Raw genomic sequence first — 6,018 nt, 5'->3', positions numbered from 1 at the left:
CCCCCGCCGCGGGGGGGGCGCCCCCCCCACCCCCCCCCCCACCCCCCGCCCCCCCCCCCGGCGGCGGGGCCCGGCCCCCCCCCCCCGCGCCCCCCCCGCCCCCCACACCCGCACCAGCTCCCGGGCCGTCGCCGCCTGGTCGGGGGCGAACATGGCGCCGATACAGGACAGCACCACGTCGAAGTCGCCATCGGCGAAGGGCAGCCGCTGCGCGTCCGCTTCCAGCCATTCCATGCTGATGCCGCGCTCGGCCGCCGCCTGCCGGCCCCGCTCGATCAGCTTGGGAGTGAGGTCGGAGGCGGTCACGTCGGCGCCCAGCTCCGCGGCCGCGATGGCCGCGTTGCCGCTGCCGGCGGCGACGTCGAGCACCCGGTTGACGGGGGCGACCCCCGCCGCCCGGACCAGGTCGCCACCGAGCCCGACCAGCAGGCGGGCGATCACCGAGTAGTCCCCACGGGCCCAGGTTCGGCCGTCCGGGGCGGGCTCTTCCGGAGCCTCTGCCGCGGCGGTCGCGGCGGTCACTGGCCGCCCGACCAGCGTAGGCGAGTCTAGATCGTCAACAGTCATGATCTTCCCTTTCCCCGGCACGGGTTCACGGATTTCACCGGGCCAATCCACCCCACCACGAAAGAAACCCCAGGTGGACCGCCGATAAACAGCGTGGAGCACCCTTGAAGGGCACACCACACTCGACCTCGAGGCCACTGAATATCCCCGGAAGCCGACCGGAACTATTCTCCGTGATCGGCCGGTGACGCGCCAGCGATACGGGTATCCGGTGAATTGATGCGGCCAGCGCCCGGCAATGCGGCGGATGCGGTATAAGCCCCGGCCGGACGACCGGGGCGCCGGTCACCCGATTACGGCCGACCGGCATGGCGCGCCCCAGGCCGGCGGATCGGCCAGGATGTCGGACGGGGCGTCTGGCCCCCGGCAACCGCCGGCACCGACCAGCACAACGGAGGATCAGCATGAGCGAGTCCGGCGACGTCGCCGTCCAGACCCGACCCGACCACGTCGCGGTCGTCGAGATCCGCCGGCCGCCGCACAACTACTTCGACGTGCACCTCATCGAGGAGCTGGCCGACACCTACGACAAGCTCGCGGCCGGCTCCGAGGTCCGCGCGATCGTCCTGGCGGCGCAGGGCAAGCACTTCTGCGCGGGCGCCGACTTCGCCGGCACCGGCGCGGCGGCGGAAATCTCGGCCGACGAGGGGGCACCGGCGCTCTACCGGGCGGCGCAGCGGCTGTTCACCGCTCCGCTCCCGGTGGTGGCGGCGGTGCAGGGCAGCGCGATCGGCGGCGGGTTGGGGCTCGCGGTGTCCGCGGACTTCCGGGTGGCCAGCCCCGAGACCCGGTTCGTGGCGAACTTCTCCCGGCTCGGCCTGCACCAGGGCTTCGGCCTGTCGGTGACGCTGCCGGCGGTCGTCGGCCGGCAGAAGGCGCTGGACCTGCTCTACACGGGCCGCCGGGTCGGCGGGCAGGAGGCGTACGAGATCGGCCTGGCCGACCGCCTCGCTCCGGCGGAGGGGCTGCGCGACGCGGCGCTCGCCTTCGCCGCCGAGATTGCCGCGGCCGCGCCCCTGGCGGTGCGCAGCATCCGCCAGACGATGTGGGCGGACCTTGTGCCCGCGATCCAGGCCGCCACCGAGCGGGAAGCGTCCGAGCAGGCCATCCTGCGCGCCACCACCGACTTCGCTGAGGGCGTGCGGGCCACCACCGAGCGCCGCGCCCCCCGCTTCACCGGCCGCTGAGCCCGCGCCGCGGGCCGGGAGAGGCAGTGGATCCTCCCGGCCCGGGCCAGCCGAACAGGGTCTTCCAGGGCGGGTCCGCCGGCTGAAGCGGCCGGCGGAGGTCATGGGTGCCGGACCCGGCGAAACTCGGCGGAACCCGGCGGAACCCGCAGTGCCATCTCGGCCGACGGGCTTGCCAGGCGCGGATGTATACCGGGTATGATACCGAGTATTCTCCGACCGGACGGGTGCACATGAGCGTGCGACATGCCCTGCTGGCCCTGCTGAGCGAGGGCCCGAAGTACGGACTGCAACTGCGTCAGGAGTTCGAGGCGCGCACCGGCGAGGTCTGGCCGCTCAATGTCGGCCAGGTCTACACGACCATGCAGCGGCTGGAGCGCGACGGCCTGGTCGCCTCCGACGACGGTGCGGAGCCGGGCCCGCAGAAGAGCTTCCGGATCACGCCCGAGGGCGGTGCGGAGCTGGCGGCCTGGCTCGCCACGCCGCCCGCCGCCGACGTGCCACCCCGCGACGAGCTGGTCATCAAGGTGCTGGTGGCGACGCGGCTGCCCGGCGTGGACGTCCTCGGCATCCTCCAGACGCACCGGCGGCACCTGATCGAGACGATGAGCCGCTACACCCGACTGAAGGAGGACGCGGCCGAGGACGACCTGGGGCTGCTCCTGGTCGCCGACGCCGAGATCTTCCGGCTGGAGGCGTTCGTCCGCTGGTTGGACACGGCGCAGGCCCGCCTGCGCCACCGACCGCCGCCGTCGGCCACCCCGACCGCCACCTCGACTGCCGCCCCGGCACGCACCCCGTCCTCCGCCCGGGTGCGGCGAGGCGCGAGGGCCGGCCGATGACGCCCGTACTCGAGCTGCGCGCCGTGACGAAGGTGTACGGGTCGGGGGCGGTCGCGGTGCACGCGCTGACCGGCGTCGATCTGTCGGTCGACGCCGGGGAGATGGTCGCGGTCATGGGCCCCAGCGGATCGGGGAAATCCACCCTGCTGACCATCGCGGGCAGCCTGGAGCAGCCGACGACGGGCGACGTGCTGGTCGAGGGCACCCCGCTGGCGGGCATGTCGCCAGCCGACCGGGCCCGGCTGCGGCGCCGGCACGTCGGATTCGTGTTCCAGGACTTCAACCTGCTGCCCGGGCTCACCGCCACCGAGAACCTCGCGCTGCCGCTCGAGCTGGACGGCGTCAGGGCGAGGGCCGCGGCCGCGGCGGCGCGGCGAGCCCTGGCCGACCTGGGGCTGGCGGACCGTGCTGGCGCCTACCCGGACGAGCTCTCGGGCGGGCAGCGGCAGCGGATCGCCATCGGCCGCGCCCTGGTCGGTGAACGCCGGCTGCTGCTGGCCGACGAGCCGAGCGGGGCGCTGGACACCCAGGCCGGTGAGAGCGTCATGCGGCTGCTGCGCAACGCCTGCAAGCGTGGGGCCGCCGCCGTCCTGGCCACCCACGACGCCCAGCTCGCCGCGTGGGCGGACCGTGTGTTGTTCGTCCGGGACGGGGTGGCGGTGGACCAGTCCCGCCCGCCGGCCGGCCCGGAGTCACTCCTGGCCCCGGGCACGGAGCCGCCGCGATGACCGTCGCGGCACCCCCGCGGGTGGCCCGCGCCGAGGGCGGCCTGCCCGCCCGTCGGGCGATGGTGCGGTGGGCCTGGCGGATGTTACGGCGAGAGTGGCGCTCCCAACTCCTGGTGACCCTCCTGCTCCTCGTGGCGGTGGCCGTGGCCGTCTGCGGCGGCACCGCCCTCTACCACGCACCTCCCCCCGCCGATCCCACCCTCGGCACGGCCCGCGACGTGTGGGTGCTCAACGGGCAGGACCCACCGGCGATGGCCGCCGACATCGCCGCGCTACGCAGGGCCTACGGGACCGTCGACCTGATCGGCCACACCCCGCAACGGGCCCCGGGGCTCGCCCGGCCGGTCGACTACCGGGCGCAGCCGCTCGGCGGCACCCACACCAGGCACCTGCTCGCCGTCCACCGCGGTCGGTACCCGACCGGGGCGACCGAGGCCGCGGTCACCACCGGCACCGCCGGACTGCTCGGAGTGCGACTCGGCGGTTCGATCGCCCTCGACGGCCACCCCCGCAGGATCGTCGGCATCGCCGAGAACCCCAGCGACCTGACGGACGACTTCGTCCTCGTGGCGCCCGCCGGGGGACCACCGCCGCGGTCGATGTCGGTGTTCGCGGACCGGCACGGCCGCGAGGACCCTCGGCTGGTCACCGTGAGCCAGCGGCTGGGCCAGGGGGACAACACGGACCAGGTCGTCATCACCGCGCTGGTCCTGGCCGCCACCACCGTTCTGCTCCTGCTGGTCGCCTTCGTCGCCGCCGCGGGATTCGCCGTCCTCGCCCGGCGCAGGCTGCGCCAGCTCGGCATGCTCGCCGCGATCGGCGCCACCGCCCGGCAGGTACGGCTCGTGGTCACCGCCACCGGCCTGCTGGTGGGCACGGTCGCGGCGGGGGCCGGGACCACGCTCGGGCTGCTGCTCTGGCCGCTGGCCGCCGGCCGGCTGGAGCCGACGATCGGGCACCGGATCGACCGGTTCGACATTCCCTGGCACCTGATCGCCGCGGTCGTGGTGCTGGCGATGGCGATGGCGGCTGCCGCGGCGTGGTGGCCGGCCCGGGCCGTCTCCCGGCTCCCGGTCACCCTCGCGCTCTCCGGCCGGCCACCGGAGCCCAGATCCACCCACCGACCGGCGGCGCTCGCCGTGTTCGGTCTGGCCGTGGGGCTGGGCTGCCTGGCGGCAAGCGACCGGCGCAACCCGATCCTGATCGTCGTGGGCACGGTGGCCACGGCGCTGGCGATCCTGTTCGCGGGCCCACCCGCGATCAGGCTGCTCGCGGCGGCCGGCGCACGGACCCCCGTCGCCGCCCGGCTGGCCCTGCGCGACCTAGCCCGACACCCCGCCAGATCCGGCGCGGCGGTGGCCGCGATCAGCCTGGCGCTGGGCATTCCGGTCGCCGCCGTCGTCGTCGCGACAGCCGCCCAGACGACTGCCGCGACCGGGAACCTGAGCGATCGCCAGGTGCTCGTCCGGCTCTCCCAGCCCGGCGACCCGGCGGCGCTCGTTCCGATCAGCTCCGCGACCCGGCTGCGCGAACTGGCTGGCCGGGTCGGCGAGATGGCGGCGGCACTCCCGGCCCCGACGGTGCTCCCGCTGGACATGGCCTACGACCCGGCGGCACCGCCGGAGCTCAGTGCCACGACCGGTCAACCCGTCCGGCACGCCGAGGAACTCGGCAGCGCCAGGGGCGACGGCGAGTTCGCGGTGTCCCCGGCCTACCTCGCCAGTCCGGAACTCCTGCGCCTCGCGGGCGCCGATCCGGCCGCGATCGGCAGGTCGGTCGACGTGGTCACCGGCCGAGCTCAGAGTCTGGTCATGTTCGCGCCGAGCAGGTCCCGGGACATCGAGCATCCTCCCACCACCCGGATTCCCGGACCCCGGTACACCTCGCTCCCGGACACGCTGCTGACCGCCGGCGGGGTATCCCGCCACCACCTGGTGGCGGTCCGGGCCGGCTGGCTCATCCAGTCCGGTCAGCAACTCACCGGCCCACAGCTGGCCACGGCCCGCCGCATCGCCGCCCAGGCCGGCCTGACCATCGAGTCCCGGGACAGCCAGGCCGTCGTGCGGACGGTCCGGGCCAGCGCCACGGCGGGCGGGTTGGTCCTCGCGCTCGCGGTTCTGGCCATGGCCGTGGGGCTGATCCGCAGCGAAGGCGCCGCCGACCTGCGCACCCTGACGGCCACCGGGGCGGACGCCGGGATCAGGCGGACCCTGACCGCGGCCACCGCGGGTGGGCTCGCCCTGCTCGGCGTGGTGCTCGGCACCCTCGGCGCCGGACTTGGCCTGGCCGCGGCATACCGAAACGATCTGGCGGTCTTCGGCCACGTGCCGGCAATCTACCCGCTGATCTTCCTCGTCGGAGTCCCGTCGGCGGCCACGGCCGCCGGCTGGCTACTCGCCGGCCGGGAACCCGCGACGATCGCGCGCCGGATGCCCCCGTGACGCGGACTGGCGCAGACCCGACGGGCCGGGGCCTGGCCTGGCCAGGCGGAACCGCTCGGACCACGGCGCTGGCGACGCCGGATCTCACCCGTCGCGCAGGACCGCGGCGAGCCGGTCGACCGCGGCGACGAGACCCTCGCCCGGGGTACGGCTGTAGGTCAGCCGCAGGTGGGGGGCGACGGCCTCGCCCACGGTGTAGGCGCTGCCGGGGCCGACGGCGACGCCCGCCCGCCGGGCGTCCGCGGTGACGTGC

At 75.2% G+C, this 6,018-nt stretch carries 5 protein-coding genes; 4 read left to right on the top strand and 1 reads right to left on the bottom strand.

Going from position 1 to position 6,018, the window contains the following annotated elements:
* Positions 1-441, bottom strand: a 441-nt coding sequence (locus ND748_RS22800) for a class I SAM-dependent methyltransferase (protein ID WP_251748007.1), incomplete at its 3' end; no start/stop codon positions are given.
* A gap of 530 nt (positions 442-971) precedes the next feature.
* Between ND748_RS22800 and ND748_RS22795 the strand changes: the two genes are divergently transcribed.
* The 4 genes from ND748_RS22795 (at position 972) to ND748_RS22780 (ending at position 5,765) form a co-directional block, all read left to right on the top strand.
* Entirely contained in the window at positions 972-1,754 is a 783-nt protein-coding gene (locus ND748_RS22795) for an enoyl-CoA hydratase/isomerase family protein (RefSeq protein WP_251748006.1), read from the top strand.
* 233 nt (positions 1,755-1,987) lie between these two features.
* Positions 1,988-2,596, top strand: coding sequence for a PadR family transcriptional regulator (locus tag ND748_RS22790; protein ID WP_251748005.1), 609 nt, complete (start codon positions 1,988-1,990; stop codon positions 2,594-2,596).
* On the top strand, positions 2,593-3,324 hold the full coding sequence (locus tag ND748_RS22785) for an ABC transporter ATP-binding protein (protein WP_251748004.1): 732 nt from the start codon (positions 2,593-2,595) through the stop codon (positions 3,322-3,324). Before ND748_RS22790 ends, ND748_RS22785 begins: the two co-directional genes overlap by 4 nt.
* Entirely contained in the window at positions 3,321-5,765 is a 2,445-nt protein-coding gene (locus ND748_RS22780; protein ID WP_251748003.1) for an FtsX-like permease family protein, read from the top strand. Before ND748_RS22785 ends, ND748_RS22780 begins: the two co-directional genes overlap by 4 nt.
* Positions 5,766-6,018 lie beyond the last annotated feature (253 nt).

Origin of the sequence: Frankia sp. AiPs1 (genome assembly GCF_023716945.1) — a bacterium.
GTDB lineage: Bacteria > Actinomycetota > Actinomycetes > Frankiales > Frankiaceae > Frankia.
This window is presented reverse-complemented; position numbering and strand designations above follow the sequence as displayed.

Bases quoted from the DNA above. Each gene is read 5' to 3' on its own strand.
- ND748_RS22785 (WP_251748004.1), top strand. From the start codon at position 2,593: ATGACGCCCGTACTCGAGCTGCGCGCCGTGACGAAGGTGTACGGGTCG.
- ND748_RS22795 (WP_251748006.1), top strand. From the start codon at position 972: ATGAGCGAGTCCGGCGACGTCGCCGTCCAGACCCGACCCGACCACGTC.
- ND748_RS22780 (WP_251748003.1), top strand. From the start codon at position 3,321: ATGACCGTCGCGGCACCCCCGCGGGTGGCCCGCGCCGAGGGCGGCCTG.
- ND748_RS22790 (WP_251748005.1), top strand. From the start codon at position 1,988: ATGAGCGTGCGACATGCCCTGCTGGCCCTGCTGAGCGAGGGCCCGAAG.